The sequence below is a fragment of the Burkholderia stagnalis genome, from assembly GCF_039848545.1.
GTDB lineage: Bacteria > Pseudomonadota > Gammaproteobacteria > Burkholderiales > Burkholderiaceae > Burkholderia > Burkholderia stagnalis.
On record NZ_CP156685.1, the window covers coordinates 1,529,997 to 1,544,793 of the forward strand.

A 14,797-nucleotide genomic window follows, 5' to 3' on the forward strand; every position below is an offset into this window, starting at 1 on the left:
GAAACCATGTTGAGTCTTGCTCATTACCTCGTGCTCGGCGCGATCCTGTTCGCGATCGCGATCGTCGGGATTTTCCTGAACCGTCGCAACATCATCATCATCCTGATGGCGATCGAACTGATGCTGCTCGCGGTGAACACCAACTTCGTCGCGTTCTCGCACTACCTCGGCGACATCCACGGCCAGATCTTCGTGTTCTTCGTGCTGACGGTCGCCGCAGCGGAAGCCGCGATCGGCCTCGCGATTCTGGTGACCCTGTTCCGTAAGCTCGACACGATCAATGTCGAGGATCTCGATCAGCTCAAAGGTTAATTTCAGGCAACGCTGTTATGTCAACGACACTCAATGAAAACCTGCTGCTGGCGATTCCGCTCGCTCCGCTGGCCGGCTCGCTGATTGCGGGGCTGTTCGGGAACGCAGTCGGGCGCAAGGGCGCACACCGGATCACGATCCTCGGCGTCATGATCGCGTTCCTCCTGTCCGCGAAAGTCTTCGTCGACGTGATGGGTGGCGCGAGCTTCAACGCGACCATCTACGAATGGATGCGGGTCGGCTCGCTGAAGCTCGAAGTCGGCTTCCTCGTCGATTCGATGACGGCGATGATGATGGTCGTCGTGACCTTCGTGTCGCTGATGGTGCACATCTACACGATCGGCTACATGTCGGAGGAAGACGGCTACCAGCGCTTCTTCTCGTACATCTCGCTGTTCACGTTCTCGATGCTGATGCTCGTGATGAGCAACAACTTCCTGCAGCTGTTCTTCGGCTGGGAAGCGGTGGGTCTCGTGTCGTACCTGCTGATCGGCTTCTACTTCACGCGTGAGAGCGCGATCTACGCGAACATGAAGGCGTTCCTCGTGAACCGCGTGGGTGACTTCGGCTTCCTGCTCGGCATCGGCCTGCTGCTCGCGTTCGCCGGCTCGATGAACTACGGCGAAGTGTTCGCCAAGCGCGCGGAACTCGCGAGCCTGCACTTCCCGGGCACCGACTGGGGCCTGCTGACGGTGGCCTGCATCTGCCTGTTCATCGGCGCGATGGGCAAGTCGGCGCAGTTCCCGCTGCACGTGTGGCTGCCTGACTCGATGGAAGGCCCGACCCCGATCTCGGCGCTGATCCACGCGGCGACGATGGTGACGGCCGGCATCTTCATGGTGTCGCGCATGTCGCCGCTGTTCGAGCTGTCGGACACCGCGCTGTCGTTCGTCACGGTGATCGGCGCGATCACGGCGCTGTTCATGGGCTTCCTCGGCATCATCCAGAACGACATCAAGCGCGTGGTCGCGTATTCGACGCTGTCGCAACTCGGCTACATGACGGTCGCGCTCGGCGTGTCCGCATACCCGGTCGCGCTGTTCCACCTGATGACGCACGCGTTCTTCAAGGCGCTGCTGTTCCTCGGCGCGGGCTCGGTGATCATCGGCATGCACCACGACCAGGACATCCGCAACATGGGCGGCCTGCGCAAGTACATGCCGATCACGTGGATCACGTCGCTGCTCGGCTCGCTCGCGCTGATCGGCACGCCGTTCTTCTCGGGCTTCTACTCGAAGGATTCGATCATCGAGGCCGTGAAGGAATCGCATCTCGCGGGTTCGGGCTTCGCGTACTTCGCAGTGGTCGCGAGCGTGTTCGTGACGGCGCTGTACTCGTTCCGCATGTACTTCCTCGTGTTCCACGGCGAAGAGCGTTTCCGCAAGCCGAAGCATCCTGAATCGCCGATGGGCATGGCGGCCGCGCACGGTCACGACGATCACGGCCACGGCCATGGTCACGACGACCACGCGCACGAACCGCACGAGACCCCGTGGGTCGTGTGGCTGCCGCTCGTGCTGCTTGCGATTCCGTCGGTCATCATCGGTGCGATCGCGATCGGCCCGATGCTGTACGGCAGCTTCTTCGAACATGGCGTGGCATTCGACAAGGTGATCTTCATCGGTGAAAACCACCCGGGCCTCGAAGAGCTGGGCAAGGAATTCCATGGCTGGGCCGCGATGGGCCTGCACTCGCTGACGACGCTGCCGTTGTGGCTCGCGATCGCCGGCGTTGCAACCGCGTGGTTCCTGTACCTGAAGCGTCCTGAGCTGCCTGCCGTGATCCGCCGCGCGTTCGGCCCGATCTACACGCTGCTCGACAACAAGTACTACATGGACAAGATCAACGAGGTGGTGTTTGCCCGCGGTTCGGTGGCGATCGGCCGCGGCCTGTGGAAAGAGGGCGATGTCGTGGTGATCGACGGCCTCGTCAACGGCAGCGCCCGGTTCGTCGCATGGTTCGCCGGCGTGATCCGCTTCCTCCAATCCGGTTACATCTATCACTACGCGTTCGCCATGATCATCGGCATGCTGGGGCTCCTGACCCTGTTTGTAACGCTCGGCGGCAAATAAGGCGGGGGACAAAGAACAATGCACGCTTTTCCGATTCTCAGTACCGCGATCTGGCTGCCGATCGTTTTCGGCCTCCTCGTGCTTGCGGTCGGTAACGACAAAAATCCGGGGCCGGCGCGCTGGCTCGCGCTGATCGGCTCGCTGCTCGGCCTGGCCGTGACGATTCCGCTCGTCACCGGCTTCGACGCGAGCACGGCCGCGCTGCAGTTCGTCGAACAGTCGACCTGGATCGAGCGCTTCAACATCTCGTATCACCTCGGCGTCGACGGCATCTCGATGTGGTTCGTCGTGCTGACCGCGCTCATCACCGTGATCGTCGTGATCGCGGGCTGGGAAGTGATCACCGAGCACGTGTCGCAGTACCTCGCGGCATTCCTGATCCTGTCGGGGATCATGGTCGGCGTGTTCTCGGCGGCCGACGGCCTGCTGTTCTACGTGTTCTTCGAGGCGACCCTGATCCCGATGTACATCATCATCGGCGTGTGGGGCGGCCCGAACCGCGTGTACGCGGCATTCAAGTTCTTCCTGTACACGCTCGCCGGCTCGCTGCTGATGCTGGTCGCGCTGATCTACCTGTACACGGAAACGCATTCGTTCGACCTCGCGACGTGGCAGAACGCGAAGATCGCGATGACGCCGCAGATACTGCTGTTCATCGCCTTCTTCCTCGCATTCGCGGTGAAGGTGCCGATGTGGCCGGTGCATACCTGGCTGCCGGACGCGCACGTGGAAGCGCCGACGGGAGGCTCGGTCGTGCTGGCGGCAATCATGCTGAAGCTCGGCGCATACGGTTTCCTGCGCTTCTCGCTGCCGATCACGCCTGATGCGAGCCACTTCCTGGCGCCGGTCGTGATCACGCTGTCGCTGATCGCGGTGATCTACATCGGCCTGGTCGCGATGGTGCAGGCCGACATGAAGAAGCTGGTCGCGTATTCGTCGATCGCGCACATGGGCTTCGTCACGCTCGGTTTCTTCATCTTCAACCAGCTCGGCGTCGAAGGCGCGATCATCCAGATGATCTCGCACGGCTTCGTGTCGGGCGCGATGTTCCTGTGCATCGGCGTGCTGTACGACCGCGTGCACTCGCGCGAGATCGCCGATTACGGCGGCGTCGTGAACGTGATGCCGAAGTTCGCGGCATTCGCGATGCTGTTCTCGATGGCCAACTGCGGCCTGCCGGGTACGTCGGGTTTCGTCGGCGAGTTCATGGTGATTCTCGCGGCCGTCCAGTACAACTTCTGGATCGCGTTCGGCGCGGCGTTCACGCTGATCCTCGGCGCGGCCTACACGCTGTGGATGTACAAGCGCGTGTACTTCGGCGCGGTCGCGAACGATCACGTCGCGAAACTCTCGGACATCAACCGCCGCGAGTTCGTGATGCTGGCCGTGCTGGCCGCGTTCACGATGCTGATGGGCCTGTATCCGAAGCCCTTCACCGACGTGATGCACGTTTCCGTGGAAAACCTCCTCTCCCACGTCGCGCAGTCGAAGCTGCCGCTGGCCCAGTAATCGCGAGCGGAGGAAATCAAGATCATGCAAAACGCTCCTATGAATGTCCTGTTGCCTGATGCGCTGGTGATGGCCGCCATCGTCATCGCGTGGCTGAACGACACTTTCGCCGGCGCCGCCGGCCGCCGCCTGACCTATCTGATCGCGGTGGTGTCGTCGGTGATCGCCGGCGTGTGGTTCTCGGTGCAGGCGCTCGACCCGCAGCAGTACTACTTCTTCTCGCGGATGGTCGTCGTCGATTCGTTCGCAAGCACGATGAAGGCGGTCGTGTCGTTCGGCTTCGCGGTCTCGCTCGTCTATTCGCGCAAGTACCTCGAGGATCGCGACCTGTTCCGCGGCGACGTGTTCCTGCTCGGCATGTTCTCGCTGCTCGGCCAGCTGGTGATGGTGTCGGGCAACAACTTCCTGACGCTGTACCTCGGCCTCGAGCTGATGTCGCTGTCGCTGTACGCGATCATCGCGCTGCGCCGCGACGGGTCGCAGTCGAGCGAAGCCGCGATGAAGTACTACGTGCTGGGCGCGCTCGCGTCGGGCTTCGTGCTGTACGGCATCTCGATGCTCTACGGCGCGACCGGCTCGCTCGAGCTGGCCGAGGTGTACAAGGCGGTCGGCGGCAACACCGACGCGGCCGTGCTGATGTTCGGCGTGATCTTCATCGTCGCCGGCATCGCATTCAAGCTCGGCGCCGTGCCGTTCCACATGTGGGTGCCGGACGTCTACCAGGGCGCACCGACCGCGATGACGCTGTTCGTCGGCGGCGGCCCGAAGGTGGCGGCATTCGGCTGGGGCCTGCGCTTCCTGGTGATGGGCCTGCTGCCGCTCGCGCAGAACTGGCAGACGGCGCTCGTGATCCTCGCCGCGCTGTCGCTGATCGTCGGCAACATCACCGGTATCGTCCAGCGCAACATCAAGCGGATGCTCGCGTATTCGGCGATCTCGAACATGGGCTTCGTGCTGCTCGGCCTGCTCGCGGGCATCGTGAAGGGCGACGCGACGGCGCCGGCCAGCGCGTACAGCTCGGCGATGTTCTACGCGATCGTCTACCTGATCACGACGCTCGGTTCGTTCGGCGTGGTGATGCTGCTCGCGCGCCGCGATTTCGAAGCGGAAACGATCGACGACTTCAAGGGCCTCAACAAGCGCAGCCCGGTGTTCGCGTTCGTGATGATGGTGATGATGTTCTCGCTCGCCGGCATCCCGCCGACCGTCGGCTTCTACGCGAAGCTCGCGGTGCTCGAGGCGACCGTCAACGCGGGCCTCACGTGGCTGGCCGTGCTGGCCGTGATCACGTCGCTGTTCGGCGCGTTCTACTACCTGCGCATCGTCAAGCTGATGTACTTCGACGCACCGCAGGACACGACCCCGATCACCGGCGATTTCTGCAAGCGCACGATCCTGGCGCTGAACGGCGTCGCGGTGGTCGTGCTCGGCCTGATCCCGAGCCCGCTGCTGACGGCCTGCCTGCAGGCAATTCGTCACACGCTGCCGTTGTAATGTCGGCAGCAGGCTGGTTCATCGTGCTGTTGGCGCTCGCGGGCGCCAACCTGCCGTTCCTCAACCAGCGGCTCTTCGCCGTCGTGCCGCTCGGTGCGGCGAAGAAGAGCGGCTGGGTGCGGATCGGCGAATTGATCGTGCTGTACTTCATCGTCGGCGCGCTCGGTTTCTGGCTCGAATCGCGCGCCGGCAACCGCTTCGAACAAGGCTGGCAGTTCTACGCGATCACGTTCAGTTTGTTCGTGGTGTTCGCGTTTCCCGGCTTCACGTTCCAGTATCTCGTCAAACGACGCTGACGGCTCGGGGCCGACCCCGTGGCCGTCGCGCTCAACCTGGGAGCCGCCGATGGCCGAATTGCCCAATCACGACGCCGCACTGACCGAAACCTGCCTCGAAAGCGAGGCGATCTACGACGGCGCATTCCTCAAGCTCAAGCGCGACACCGTGCGTCTGCCCGACGGCAAGCACGCGACGCGCGAATACGTGAAGCATCCGGGCGCGGTGATGGTGATCCCGCTGTTCGACGATGGCCGCGTGCTGATGGAAAGCCAGTTCCGCTACCCGATCGGCAAGGTGATGGCCGAATACCCGGCCGGCAAGCTCGATCCGCAAGAGGGCGCACTCGCCTGCGCGGTGCGCGAACTGCGCGAGGAAACGGGCTACACCGCGCGCGAATACGTGTTCCTCACGCGCATCCATCCGATCATTTCCTATTCGACCGAATTCATCGACCTGTATCTCGCGCGCGGCCTGACGGCCGGCGAGCGCAAGCTCGACGACGGCGAATTCCTCGAGACCTTCACCGCGACGCTGCCCGACGTGCTCGAATGGGTGCGCACCGGCCAGATCACCGACGTGAAGACGATCATCGGCACGATGTGGCTCGAAAAGGCGCTGTCCGGCGCGTGGCCGCTCGGCCCGGTCGTGACGCCCTGAGGGCAGGGCGTCAGCGGTAGCGGGAACGCCGCGCTACAATTCGATGACACGACAGCGACGCTGCCGGCGTTCGTTTTAGCACGACCGTTCACAAAATCGCTTTTTGCGCTACACTCGCCAAACGCCCTGATTCAGCATGAAGGTTCTCGACTTACAGTGCCCGCACGGTCATCGGTTCGAAGGCTGGTTCGCTTCCGCGGATGAATTCGAAGCGCAGTTGTCCCGCAAGCTGGTCGAATGCCCAGTGTGCGGGACGACCGAGATCAGCCGCATGCCGTCCGCGCCACGCCTGAACCTGTCGGGTGCGACGCAGGCGAAGCCGGCCGATCCGCGCGCGCTGCAGGCGCAGGTGATGCGCGCGTTGCGCGAGGTGCTGGAGAAGACCGAGAACGTGGGCGAGCGCTTCGCCGAGGAAGCGCGGCGCATCCACTACAACGAAGCGCCGGCGCGCAGCATTCGGGGCGTCACGACCCCGGAGGATGCGCAAGCCTTGGTCGAAGAAGGCATCGAGGTGATGCCGCTGCCGATTCCTGCCGCGCTGAAAGAACCGCTGCAATAACCTTGCGCAGTGTGTTCCTCGCCCGGCCGGTCGGCCGCGGCGAGCCCTGCATGGGACCAAAATAAGTGCTGAAGCACTGACTCTGGTCGACAGGAGACACTGCGCATGGATCTGGATTATTCCCCCGCCGACGACGCATTCCGCGCCGACATTCGCGCCTGGCTCGAGGCCAACCTGCCTCACGCGCTGCGCGCCAAGGTTCTCGATCACAAACGACTGAATCGCGAAGACTACGCGAGCTGGCACCGGATTCTCGGCCAGCGCGGGTGGTCCGCGCCTGCCTGGCCGGTCGAATACGGCGGCCCGGGCTGGGACGCAACGCAGCGGCACATCTGGGACGAGGAATGCGCACGGATCGGCGCGCCGACCGTGCTGCCGTTCGGCGTGTCGATGGTCGCGCCGGTGCTGATGAAATTCGGCAGCGACGCGCAAAAGCGCCGCTACCTCCCGCGCATCCTCGACGGTTCCGACTGGTGGTGCCAGGGCTACTCGGAACCGGGCTCGGGCTCCGACCTCGCGTCGCTGCGCACGCGGGCCGAGCGCCACGGCGACCACTACGTCGTCAACGGGCAGAAGACCTGGACCACACTCGGCCAGCACGCCGACATGATGTTCTGCCTCGTGCGCACCGATCCCGCCGCGAAGAAGCAGGAGGGCATCTCGTTCCTGCTGATCGACATGAAGACGCCCGGCATCACCGTGCGGCCGATCATCACGCTCGACGAGGATCACGAAGTCAACGAGGTGTTCTTCGAGGATGTGAAGGTGCCGGTCGAGAACCTCGTCGGCGACGAGAACCGCGGCTGGACCTACGCGAAATATCTGCTCGGCCATGAACGCACGGGCATTGCGCGCGTCGGCAACTCGAAACGCGAGCTCGCGTTCCTGAAGCGCGTCGCGCTCGACCAGCGGAAGAACGGCAAGCCGCTGCTCGCCGATCCGGTGTTCGCCGCGAAGGTCGCGGCGCTCGAGGTCGAGCTGATGGCGCTCGAGGTGACGGTGCTGCGCGTCGTCAGCCGCGAGACGAGCGGCAAGGGGCCGGGCCCGGAAGCGTCGATGCTGAAGATCAAGGGGACGGAGGTGCAGCAGATGCTGACCGAGCTGATGTTCGAGGCGATCGGCCCGCTCGCGGCGCCGTTCGACGTGCCGTTCCTCGAAGGTGCGCGCGAGCACAGCGTGGCCGGCGACGACGATGCCGCGCCGCTCGCCGCGTACTACTTCAACTTCCGCAAGACGTCGATCTACGGCGGCTCGAACGAGATCCAGAAGAACATCATCGCGCAGATGATTCTCGGACTGTGAGCGTGGCGCGGGATCCGAACGCGAAGCATGGGACAGGAGACAACGATGGATTTCACCTTTACCGATGAGCAGCAGCAGTTCGCCGACGCGCTGGGTCGCTATCTCGGCGAGCAGTACGGCTTCGAAACACGCCAGGCGATCGTGCGCAGCGATGCCGGCGTGTCGGACGCGCAATGGCAGGCATTCACGGAGCTCGGGCTGACCGCGCTGCCGGTGCCGGAAGCGCAGGGCGGTTTCGGCGCAGGCGCGGTCGACATGCTGGTCGCGTTGCAGGCGCTCGGCCGCGCGCTCGTCGTCGAGCCGTACTGGGCGACGGCAGTCGGTGTCGAAGCGCTGCGCGTGGCCGGTTCCGGCACGGGCGACGATGCGGCGCTGCTGGAAGGCATCGCGCAGGGGCGCACGCGCCTGGCGGTCGCGTTCCACGAGCCGCACGCGCGCTACGACCTGTTCGCGCTCGACACACGCGCCGTCGCGCGGGATGGCGCGTATCGCCTGAGCGGCGTCAAGTCGATCGTGCAGCACGGCGCGCAGGCGCAGGTGTGGATCGTGCCCGCGCGGCTCGACGACGGCGCGGTGGGGCTGTTCGCGGTCGAACGCGGCGCGGCGGGCGCGACGGTTGCCGACTACCGGACGATCGACGGGCAGCGCGCCGCGACGATCCGGCTCGACGACACGCCCGCGCGCCTGCTGACGGGCGGCGAGCGCGATGCGGCGGCGCTCGAGCGGATCGCCGATTACGCGACCGTGCTGCTGTGCGCGGAAGCGGTCGGCGCGCTCGACGAACTGAACCGCGCGACCGTCGAATACACGAAGACGCGCGAACAGTTCGGCGTGCCGATTGCGCGCTTCCAGGCGCTGCAGCACCGGATGGTCGACATGCTGATCCACGCGGAGCAGGCGCGTTCGCTCACCTATCTCGCGGCGGTGCGTTACGCGAGCCCCGATGCCGACGCGCGGCGCAAGGCCGTGTCGGCGGCGAAGGCGCGCGTCGGGCAGGCCGCGCGCTTCGTCGGCCAGCAGGCGGTACAGTTGCACGGCGGCATGGGCGTGACCAACGAGGTCGCGGCCGCGCATCTGTTCAAGCGCCTGTCGATCATCGAGACGACGCTCGGCGACACCGATCACCATCTCGCCCGCATCGCCGCGCTGCCTGACTTCATGCAGGCCGACGCGGCGTAGCGGCGACTCGCGCACACACGCGCATACCAAGGAGAGACAGAGTGGGCATCAGTTACGAGGATCTGGAAGTCGGCAGTACCACCGAAGTCGGCCGCTACACGTTCGAGGCGGACGACATCAAGACGTTTGCGGAGCGCTACGACCCGCAGCCGTTCCATCTGGATGAGGCGGCGGGGCAAGCGTCGCCGTTCGGCGGGCTCGTCGCGAGCGGCTGGCATACCTGTTCGGTGTTCATGGGCATGCTGGTGCGCAACGTGCTGCCGGGCTCGACCAGCATGGGCTCGCCGGGCATCGACGAAATCCGCTGGCTGAAGCCGGTGCGCGTCGGCGACACGATCACGATGTACCAGAAGATCCACGACAAGCGCGTGTCGGCGAGCAAGCCCGATCGCGGCATCGTGACGACCGAGTGGATCGGCGTGAACGGCGGCGGCGAGACGGTGATCACGGTGCGTTCGAAGGTGATCTTCGGGTTGCGCGATCCGGCCGGAGGCAACGCGTGAGCGAGACGACACTGCCGGTGATCGCGTCGGCCGAGGCGCTGATGGCGCGCGTCGGCGACGCGCCGCTCGCGAGCGGGTGGATCGACGTCGATCAGACGCGCGTCGACAGGTTCGCCGACGCGACCGGCGATGACCAGTGGATTCATGTCGATCCGGAACGCGCGCGCCGCGAATCGCCGTTCGGCGGCCCGATCGCGCACGGCTTCCTGACGCTGTCGCTGATTCCCGTGCTGATGGGCGATGCGTTGCGCTTCGAGCAGAAGATGGGGGTGAATTACGGGCTGAACCGCGTGCGTTTCCTGAAGCCGGTGCCGGTCGGCGCGCGCGTGCGCGCGCTGTTCGCCGTGAAGGAAACCGCGGCGGCGGGGCAGGGCGGCGTGCAGGCGACGTGGTCGGTGACGCTGCAGGTCGAACGTCCCGGCGAGCCGCTGCCGGTCTGCGCAGCGGAATTCATTACGCGACACTACTTCTGACGTTCGTTGCAGGCTGGCGCGCGGGGCGTTACGTGACGTAGCGCCCTACGCGCGGGGCGCTCAATGTTTCGCGTACTGCGTCGCGCCGAACAGCACCTCGCGCGCGCGGTCGTCCTGCAGCGCCTTGCGCAGCGACGCCAGCACCTCGACGCCGCGCTGCACCGCCGGCCGCGCGGCGATCGCCTCGTGCCAGCGTTTCACGTTCGGGAATTCGTCGAGCACGATCCCCTGGTTTTGCCACGAGCGCGTCCACGGGAACGTCGCAATGTCCGCGATCGTGTACTCGTCGCCGGCCAGATACGCGGTTTCGCCAAGCCGCTTGTCCATCACGTTGTACAGGCGATGCGCCTCGTTCGTGTAGCGGTTGACCGCATAGTCGATCTTCTCCGGCGCATAGAGGCGGAAGTGATGCGCCTGCCCGAGCATCGGGCCGATGCCGCCCATCTGGAACATCAGCCATTGCAGCGTCGCATAGCGTGCGGCCGGATCTTCCGGCAGGAACCGGCCGGCTTTCTCCGCGAGATAGATCAGGATCGCGCCCGATTCGAACAGCGCGATCGGCTTGCCGCCGGGGCCGTCCGGATCGACGATCGCGGGGATCTTGTTGTTCGGGCTGATCTTCAGGAAGTCCGGCTCGAACTGGTCGCCCGCGCCGATATCGATCGGATGCACGCGATAGTCGAGGCCGGTTTCCTCGAGCAGGATATGCACCTTGTGACCGTTCGGGGTCGCCCAGCTGTAGACGTCGATCATCGTCAACTCCTTCAATGCGTCCGCGATAGCGGCGCCGCCGGGGCGCCGCGACAGGCGGTCATTAGAGCATGGATCGACGCAGGCTGCCGGCGGCCGCCGTCGGGTGGCATGGGCGCGCGTCAGCGCACCTTCTGCGCATACTGCCAGGCCAGCTCCGCCATCGGCCGGGCGCGCCGGCCCGCATCCAGTGCCTGCGCGCTCGAGGCCGTGCCGTCGACGACGCGCTTCATGATGCCCTGCAGGATCGCCGCGATGCGGAACATGTTGTAGGCCAGGTAGACATTCCAGTCGGCGCGGATCGACAGGCCCGTGCGCTCGCAGTAGCGCGCGACGTAACGCGTTTCGTCGGGGATGCCGAGCGCGCGCCAGTCGAGGCCGGCGATGCCGCGGAACTGGCGCGGGTCGACGTGCCACGTCATGCAGTGGTACGCGAAGTCCGCGAGCGGATCGCCGAGCGTCGACAGTTCCCAGTCGAGCACTGCGAGCACGCGCGGCTCGTCCGGATGGAAGATCAGGTTGTCGAGGCGGAAGTCGCCGTGCACGATCGATGCAGGACGGCCGTCGCCGGCGCTATCGGGCGGCACGTGCTGCGGAAGCCAGTCGATCAGCCGATGCATCGCGTCGATCGGTTCGGTTTCCGACGCGAGATACTGCTTGCTCCAGCGGCCGATCTGCCGTGCGAAGTAATTGCCGGGCTTGCCGTAGTCCGCGAGGCCGATCGCCGCCGGATCGAGCGCGTGCAGCGCCGCGATCACGCGGTTCATCTCGTCGTAGTGCGCGGCGCGCGCGTCGGGCGACATGCCGGGCAGCGACGGATCCCACAGCACGCGCCCGTCGACGAACGCCATCACGTAGAACGCGCGGCCGATCACGCTTTCGTCGTCGCACAGCGCATGCATCCGCGCGACCGGGACGTCGGTGCCGGCCAGCGCGTCCATCACGCGGTATTCGCGTTCGATCGCATGCGCGGACGGCAGCAGCTTCGCGGCGGGCGCGGGCTTCGCGCGCATCACGTAGCTGCGCGACGGTGTGACGAGCTTGAAGGTCGGATTCGACTGGCCGCCCTTGAACTGCTCGACGGCGAGCGGGCCCGCGAAGCCGTCGACGTGCGCCGCGAGCCAGCGCGACAGCACATCGACATCGAAGCGCTGCCGCTCGCCGACCGGCGCGGTGCCTTCGAACGCGGCGTAGTCGGTGCGGGGTGCCGCGGGATCGTTCGGTTGCGCCATCGTGTCTGCTCCGCGCCGTTGCGGCGATCAGGGTTGCGCGAACTGCAGGTATTGCTGGTACAGCACTTCCATCGTCGTGTTGCGCGTGTCCCGGTGCAGCGCTTCGGGCGGCGAATAGTTGAGCAGGCGGATCACCCAGTCGTGCGGATCGTCGCCGACGTCGAGCGCGTTGATGCAGCCGGTCGATTGCGACAGATGGCCGATGAAGATTCGCTGGCCGGGCACCGTCGCATGCGACAGCAGCGCGCAGTTCACGCCGCCGTGCAGCACGAGCAGCGCGGTGTCCCACGAGCGGTCGGCGCGCAGCGCGTCGAGCGGCGGCAGCACGCGGTCGATCAGTTCGCCGATCGTCTCGCCGCCGAGAAAGCGCGTGTGTTCGGGCACGATGCCGTCGAGCACGCGCAGGAACGCGTCGCGATGCTGCTCGGGCGGAATGTCCGACAGATGCCCGCCGCGGATTTCGCGCCACGCGGGTTCGACTTCGATGTCGATGCGCTGGCCGGTTTCCGCGAGCACGCGTTGCGCGGTCTCGAGCGTGCGAGGCAGGCCGCTCGCGATCACGCGGTCGAAGCGGATGCGCTGCTCGGCGAACACGCGCCCGGCGGCGCTCGCCTGGTCGCGGCCGCGGGCATTGAGCGGCACGCGGTCGGGATCGATCGCGCGTCCCGAATCGTCGAAATAGGTGACGTCGCCGTGCCGCATCAGGTAGATGCGGCGGCGTCGAGGCAGTTCGAAACGTGACATGGCGGGGTTAGCGTTTGTAATGGGCCGGGCGCTTCTCGAGAAACGCGGTGATCCCTTCGAGCGCATCCGGATGATGCAGCGAGGCGACGAAGTGATTGCGTTCGGTGACGAGATGCGCGTCGAGCGGTTGCGCGACGGCGTCGTCGAGCAGCGACTTGATGCGCGTCAGCGCATTCGGCGAGATGCCGGCGAGCGCATCCGCCCACGCGAGCGCATCGCCGAGCGCGCTGCCGGGCGCGGCGAGCCGGTTGACGACGCCGAGCGCATGCAGGCGCTCGGCCGTCACGGGCTTGCCGTCGAACAGCAGCTCGGCGGCCAGCGCGCGCGGCAGCGCGCGGGCGAGGAACCACGATGCGCCGCCGTCCGGCGTCAGGCCGACGCGCGCGTACGACATCACGAACTTCGCGTCGTGCGCGGCGACGATCAGGTCGCATGCGAGCGCGAGCGAGAAGCCGGCGCCGGCTGCGGCGCCTTCGACCGCCGCGATGACCGGCTTCGTCGACGCGCGGATCGCGGTGATCCACGCGCCGAGCAGGTCGACGCTGTCGGCCTGGTAGGACGGATCCTTCGCGCGGTTCTCGAGCAGCCGGTTCAGGTTGCCGCCCGCGCAGAAGAAGCGGTCCGCACCGGCGAGCACCACGGCGCGAATCGCGGGGTCGCGATCGGCGGTGGCGAGCGCCTCGATGCCGGCTGCATACATGTCGGGGTGCAGCGCGTTGCGTGCGCCGGGATTGGACAACGTGAGGACGAGCGTCGATTCGCTCTCGGACGGGCGGGATGCCAGCAGTTCGGCACTCATGCGAGCGTGTCTCCATTGGATGGCGCGGCCGCGATCCCGCATCCGTTGCAGCGACGGCGGACTATGCTGTCATTGCGGATGCATGGATGTCGTGACGGACGCGAAACTGTTTTAGACTAGCACGAACGTGCTTTTCAGCGCGACGCATCCCCGTGAGCCGGGCGTAGTTCCGGCCGCGTCCAAGCGAGGAAGGAGACTCCGATGCTACAGCTGTGCGGTATTCCGTTGTCCAACTATTACAACAAGGTCAAGTTCGTCCTGCTCGAGCACGGCATTCCTTTCGAGGAATCGACGTGCGACCTGCCGGTCACCGATCCGGCCGTGCTCGCCGATACGCCGCTCGGCAAGATTCCGTTTCTGAAGACCGAGCAGGGTGCGCTGTTCGAGTCGCAGGTGATTATCGAATATCTGGCGGCGCGCTATCCCGAGAAACCGATCTTCCCGTCCGACCCGTTCGCGGCCGCGAAGGTGCGCGAACTCGTCGAGACGCTCGAGCTGTATCTCGAATGGACCGCGCGCGAGATCTACACCGAGGCGTTCTTCGGCGGGAAAGTCAGCGACGGGATGAAGGCGCACGTCGAGAAGCGCCTGCCGCGCGCGATCGGCGCATTCAAGCGGATGACGCGCTTCTCGCCTTACGTGCTCGGCGATTCGTTCGGTCTCGCGGACATCGCCGCATCGATCCACCTGCCGATCATCGGCTCGGCAACGAAGAGGATTTTCGGCCACGATTTCCTGCTCGACGCGGGCATCGACTGGAAGGCGCATGCGCAGCTGGTCGGGGAGCGTCCGGCCGCGAAGCGTGTCACGGAGGACTGCAAGGCATATATGGCTGCGGCGAACGGCAAGCGAGCATAAGCGCCGTCGCGCGTGCGCATTGCCGGCCCCGCGGTGCGCGGGGAGCGAGCGGCGGCGTGCTTGATGTGCCACGCC

16 protein-coding genes are annotated in these 14,797 nt (G+C 65.8%); 12 read left to right on the forward strand and 4 right to left on the reverse strand.

Going from position 1 to position 14,797, the window contains the following annotated elements:
- The first annotated feature begins 6 nt into the window (after positions 1-6).
- The 11 genes from nuoK (at position 7) to ABFO07_RS07320 (ending at position 10,339) form a co-directional block, all read left to right on the forward strand.
- A complete protein-coding gene (nuoK, locus tag ABFO07_RS07270; protein ID WP_026044555.1) occupies positions 7-312 on the forward strand; it encodes an NADH-quinone oxidoreductase subunit NuoK in 306 nt (101 codons plus the stop codon).
- 17 nt (positions 313-329) lie between these two features.
- Entirely contained in the window at positions 330-2,384 is a 2,055-nt protein-coding gene (gene nuoL, locus ABFO07_RS07275) for an NADH-quinone oxidoreductase subunit L (RefSeq protein ID WP_059566251.1), read from the forward strand.
- Positions 2,385-2,402: 18 nt separating this feature from the next.
- Complete coding sequence (locus ABFO07_RS07280; protein ID WP_059566250.1) at positions 2,403-3,893, forward strand: NADH-quinone oxidoreductase subunit M; 1,491 nt, start codon at positions 2,403-2,405, stop codon at positions 3,891-3,893.
- 39 nt (positions 3,894-3,932) lie between these two features.
- Positions 3,933-5,387, forward strand: coding sequence for an NADH-quinone oxidoreductase subunit NuoN (gene nuoN / locus ABFO07_RS07285; protein ID WP_059566249.1), 1,455 nt, complete (start codon positions 3,933-3,935; stop codon positions 5,385-5,387).
- Positions 5,387-5,683: a DUF2818 family protein gene (locus tag ABFO07_RS07290; RefSeq protein WP_017331612.1), complete on the forward strand. Its 297-nt coding sequence runs from the start codon at positions 5,387-5,389 to the stop codon at positions 5,681-5,683. Before nuoN ends, ABFO07_RS07290 begins: the two co-directional genes overlap by 1 nt.
- Positions 5,684-5,732: 49 nt before the next feature.
- The gene (locus tag ABFO07_RS07295; RefSeq protein WP_026044554.1) at positions 5,733-6,323 is read left to right on the forward strand and encodes an NUDIX domain-containing protein; all 591 of its coding nucleotides are present in this window, start codon (positions 5,733-5,735) and stop codon (positions 6,321-6,323) included.
- 136 nt (positions 6,324-6,459) lie between these two features.
- Positions 6,460-6,882 (forward strand): DUF1178 family protein, encoded by a 423-nt coding sequence (locus ABFO07_RS07300; RefSeq protein ID WP_059566248.1) that lies wholly within the window; start codon positions 6,460-6,462, stop codon positions 6,880-6,882.
- A gap of 105 nt (positions 6,883-6,987) precedes the next feature.
- Positions 6,988-8,184, forward strand: a complete 1,197-nt coding sequence (locus ABFO07_RS07305) for an acyl-CoA dehydrogenase family protein (RefSeq protein ID WP_059985427.1) — start codon at positions 6,988-6,990, stop codon at positions 8,182-8,184.
- 45 nt (positions 8,185-8,229) lie between these two features.
- The gene (locus tag ABFO07_RS07310; RefSeq protein ID WP_059802002.1) at positions 8,230-9,363 is read left to right on the forward strand and encodes an acyl-CoA dehydrogenase family protein; all 1,134 of its coding nucleotides are present in this window, start codon (positions 8,230-8,232) and stop codon (positions 9,361-9,363) included.
- Between the two features lie 41 nt (positions 9,364-9,404).
- Positions 9,405-9,866, forward strand: a complete 462-nt coding sequence (locus ABFO07_RS07315) for a MaoC family dehydratase (protein WP_059566245.1) — start codon at positions 9,405-9,407, stop codon at positions 9,864-9,866.
- Between the two features lie 41 nt (positions 9,867-9,907).
- Positions 9,908-10,339: a MaoC family dehydratase gene (locus tag ABFO07_RS07320; protein ID WP_155628616.1), complete on the forward strand. Its 432-nt coding sequence runs from the start codon at positions 9,908-9,910 to the stop codon at positions 10,337-10,339.
- Between the two features lie 60 nt (positions 10,340-10,399).
- On the opposite strand, the gene ABFO07_RS07325 is transcribed toward ABFO07_RS07320, so the two are convergent.
- From ABFO07_RS07325 to ABFO07_RS07340, 4 genes are all read right to left on the reverse strand, one after another.
- Positions 10,400-11,092 (reverse strand): glutathione binding-like protein, encoded by a 693-nt coding sequence (locus ABFO07_RS07325; protein WP_059996139.1) that lies wholly within the window; start codon positions 11,090-11,092, stop codon positions 10,400-10,402.
- Positions 11,093-11,211: 119 nt separating this feature from the next.
- Entirely contained in the window at positions 11,212-12,321 is a 1,110-nt protein-coding gene (locus tag ABFO07_RS07330) for a phosphotransferase (RefSeq protein ID WP_060015106.1), read from the reverse strand.
- 27 nt (positions 12,322-12,348) lie between these two features.
- Positions 12,349-13,065: a histidine phosphatase family protein gene (locus ABFO07_RS07335; RefSeq protein ID WP_059802010.1), complete on the reverse strand. Its 717-nt coding sequence runs from the start codon at positions 13,063-13,065 to the stop codon at positions 12,349-12,351.
- A 7-nt stretch (positions 13,066-13,072) separates the two neighbouring features.
- The gene (locus ABFO07_RS07340) at positions 13,073-13,864 is read right to left on the reverse strand and encodes an oxepin-CoA hydrolase, alternative type (RefSeq protein ID WP_059566241.1); all 792 of its coding nucleotides are present in this window, start codon (positions 13,862-13,864) and stop codon (positions 13,073-13,075) included.
- 201 nt (positions 13,865-14,065) lie between these two features.
- On the opposite strand from ABFO07_RS07340, the gene ABFO07_RS07345 reads away from it, so the two are divergent.
- Positions 14,066-14,722: a glutathione S-transferase gene (locus ABFO07_RS07345; RefSeq protein ID WP_059566240.1), complete on the forward strand. Its 657-nt coding sequence runs from the start codon at positions 14,066-14,068 to the stop codon at positions 14,720-14,722.
- Positions 14,723-14,797 lie beyond the last annotated feature (75 nt).

Coding starts and splice junctions, on each gene's coding strand:
- ABFO07_RS07295 (WP_026044554.1), top strand. CDS start 5,733: ATGGCCGAATTGCCCAATCACGACGCCGCACTGACCGAAACCTGCCTC.
- nuoK (WP_026044555.1), top strand. CDS start 7: ATGTTGAGTCTTGCTCATTACCTCGTGCTCGGCGCGATCCTGTTCGCG.
- ABFO07_RS07280 (WP_059566250.1), top strand. CDS start 2,403: ATGCACGCTTTTCCGATTCTCAGTACCGCGATCTGGCTGCCGATCGTT.
- ABFO07_RS07300 (WP_059566248.1), top strand. CDS start 6,460: ATGAAGGTTCTCGACTTACAGTGCCCGCACGGTCATCGGTTCGAAGGC.
- ABFO07_RS07320 (WP_155628616.1), top strand. CDS start 9,908: ATGGCGCGCGTCGGCGACGCGCCGCTCGCGAGCGGGTGGATCGACGTC.
- ABFO07_RS07325 (WP_059996139.1), bottom strand. CDS start 11,092: ATGATCGACGTCTACAGCTGGGCGACCCCGAACGGTCACAAGGTGCAT.
- ABFO07_RS07310 (WP_059802002.1), top strand. CDS start 8,230: ATGGATTTCACCTTTACCGATGAGCAGCAGCAGTTCGCCGACGCGCTG.
- ABFO07_RS07335 (WP_059802010.1), bottom strand. CDS start 13,065: ATGTCACGTTTCGAACTGCCTCGACGCCGCCGCATCTACCTGATGCGG.
- ABFO07_RS07330 (WP_060015106.1), bottom strand. CDS start 12,321: ATGGCGCAACCGAACGATCCCGCGGCACCCCGCACCGACTACGCCGCG.
- ABFO07_RS07345 (WP_059566240.1), top strand. CDS start 14,066: ATGCTACAGCTGTGCGGTATTCCGTTGTCCAACTATTACAACAAGGTC.
- nuoN (WP_059566249.1), top strand. CDS start 3,933: ATGAATGTCCTGTTGCCTGATGCGCTGGTGATGGCCGCCATCGTCATC.
- ABFO07_RS07305 (WP_059985427.1), top strand. CDS start 6,988: ATGGATCTGGATTATTCCCCCGCCGACGACGCATTCCGCGCCGACATT.
- ABFO07_RS07290 (WP_017331612.1), top strand. CDS start 5,387: ATGTCGGCAGCAGGCTGGTTCATCGTGCTGTTGGCGCTCGCGGGCGCC.
- ABFO07_RS07340 (WP_059566241.1), bottom strand. CDS start 13,864: ATGAGTGCCGAACTGCTGGCATCCCGCCCGTCCGAGAGCGAATCGACG.
- nuoL (WP_059566251.1), top strand. CDS start 330: ATGTCAACGACACTCAATGAAAACCTGCTGCTGGCGATTCCGCTCGCT.